Here is a 2117-nt window from a genome sequence, read left to right on the forward strand (position 1 = left end):
CCCCAAGAACGGCTAAAGGGCGCTGTCCAACTCCCCCCACGAACATCCGAAGGAACACCACGACGTGAGCAGGGACCAGCACAAAGTACTCATCGCCAACCGGGGCGAAATCGCCGTGCGCATCATGCAGGCGTGCCGCGACCTCGGCCTGGCCTTCGTTGCCGTATACACCAAGGAGGACGCCGCCTCGGGCCACGTCTCCACCGCCCGTGACCTGGGCGGGGAAAAGTCCTTGGTGCGCATCCACAACTATCTTGACGCCGGAGAGATCTTCTCCGCCGCCGACGCCACCGGGGCCACGGCCATCCACCCCGGCTACGGCTTCTTCTCGGAGAACTACCGCTTCGCCCGGCGCGTGGTGGAGCGCTCCCGCCCCATGATCTGGATCGGACCCTCCTGGCGCGTCATCCGCGAACTGGGCGACAAGATCAACACCAAGCGCCTGGCCAGAAGCCTGGGCGTGCCCACCGTACCCGGAAGCGACCGCGCCATTTACGACGAGCTGGAGGCCGAGACCATCGCCCAGCAGCTCTTCGACTACCAGGAGAAGCAGGGCGTGGCCCGGCCCATGGTGCTGGTCAAGGCCAGCGCGGGCGGCGGCGGCATGGGCATCGACGAAGTGCACAACATGAACCGCTTCCGTCAGACGTACCGGCGCATCCGCAATTATTCCCAGCGCCAGTTCAACGACCCCGGCGTGCTCATCGAACAGCGCATCTTCAACTACAACCACCTGGAAGTGCAGATCGTCTCCTCGCGCGACGGCCTGAATCCGGTGCACTTCGGCACGCGCAACTGCTCCGTGCAGAGCCCGGGCCGCCAGAAGCGCATCGAGACCGCGCCGGGCTTCTTCCCGGAAGGCCTGACCTACGCGTTCGACGCCCGCAAGGTCATGGACGACATCGTGCGCCATTCCTTGAGCATCGCCCGCGAGGTCAAGTACGACAGCGTCGGCACCTGGGAATGGATCGTGACGCCCAAGGGCGAGCCCTTCCTCATGGAAGTCAACACGCGCATCCAGGTGGAGAACGGCGTCTCCGCGGCCATCGCCCGCATCAAGGGCCAGGATGGCGTGAACCTCATCCGCGAGCAGCTCAGGCTCGGCCTGGGCGAGCCCATGGGCTACGGCCAGGACGACGTCACCTTCGCGGGCGTGGGCATCGAGTACCGCATCATCGCCGAGGACACGCAAAACCGTTTCGCACCTTGGACCGGACGCATCGACAAAATATCCTGGCACGAGCAGGAATGGCTCAAGATGCACACCCACGTGCCCCAGGACCGCCCCTACCAGATCCCCACGGAATACGACCCCAACCTGGCGCTGGCCATCATCTGGGGCAAGGATCTGGAAGAGGCCAAGGCGCGCGGCGCGGCCTTCCTGGACGACTTCGTCCTTGAAGGCGTGGACGCCCAGGGTGTGGCTCTGAAATCGAACATCGCCTTCCTGCGCGAGAAAACCAAGGATCTGCTGGAATTCTAGCCAGCCAGGGACGGCCGCATGGATATTGAAAAAAGTCTCGAAGCTCTCTCTCAGCGCGTGGCCTACGCGCGCGACATCATGGGCAGCCGCGTCAGCGACCGCCTGGAGGCCATCAGCCAGGAGATCATCAGCCTTGGACACAAGGCCGACTCTCTGAGCGTTGACGAAGCCATCGACAAGACCCAGGAACTCTCTCGGCGCATGACCACCCTTGAGGAGGACCTGGACCAGCTGCTCTCCCCCATGGACAAGGTGCGCGTGGTGCGCCACCCGCAGCGCGTCTGCCTGAAGGACATCCTGGAGAACGTTTACGACAACTACACCGAGATCGGCGGACGCGACGAAGTGTCCATCGACCCCGGCATGCTCATCGCCCGCGCCTACATCACCCGCCGGGTGGGCAAGCGCGTCATCCACCACCCCGTCATGGTGGTGGGCCAGGAGAAGGGCCACGGCCAGGAGTTCCGCAACGGCGGCTCCATCAAACCCTGGGGCAACGCCAAGGCCTTGAAGTACATGAAGGTTGCCGCCCAGGAGAACATTCCCATCCACGCCTACGTGTCCACGCCGGGCGCGTACCCGGTGGAGGACTACCCCGGCGCGGCCCAGCAGATCGCCGAGAACATCTACGAAA

At 64.4% G+C, this 2117-nt stretch carries 1 protein-coding gene and 1 pseudogene; both read left to right on the forward strand.

Annotation, left to right across the window (positions count from 1 at the left end; all coding sequences use genetic code 11):
- The first annotated feature begins 64 nt into the window (after nucleotides 1-64).
- Complete coding sequence (locus VN419_RS14280; protein ID WP_325647890.1) at nucleotides 65-1483, forward strand: biotin carboxylase N-terminal domain-containing protein; 1419 nt, start codon at nucleotides 65-67, stop codon at nucleotides 1481-1483.
- A gap of 18 nt (nucleotides 1484-1501) precedes the next feature.
- Nucleotides 1502-2117 (forward strand): annotated as a pseudogene (locus VN419_RS14285) (acetyl-CoA carboxylase carboxyl transferase subunit alpha/beta); the annotation flags it as partial.

Source organism: Humidesulfovibrio sp., assembly GCF_035560995.1.
Classification (GTDB): Bacteria; Desulfobacterota; Desulfovibrionia; order Desulfovibrionales; family Desulfovibrionaceae; genus Humidesulfovibrio.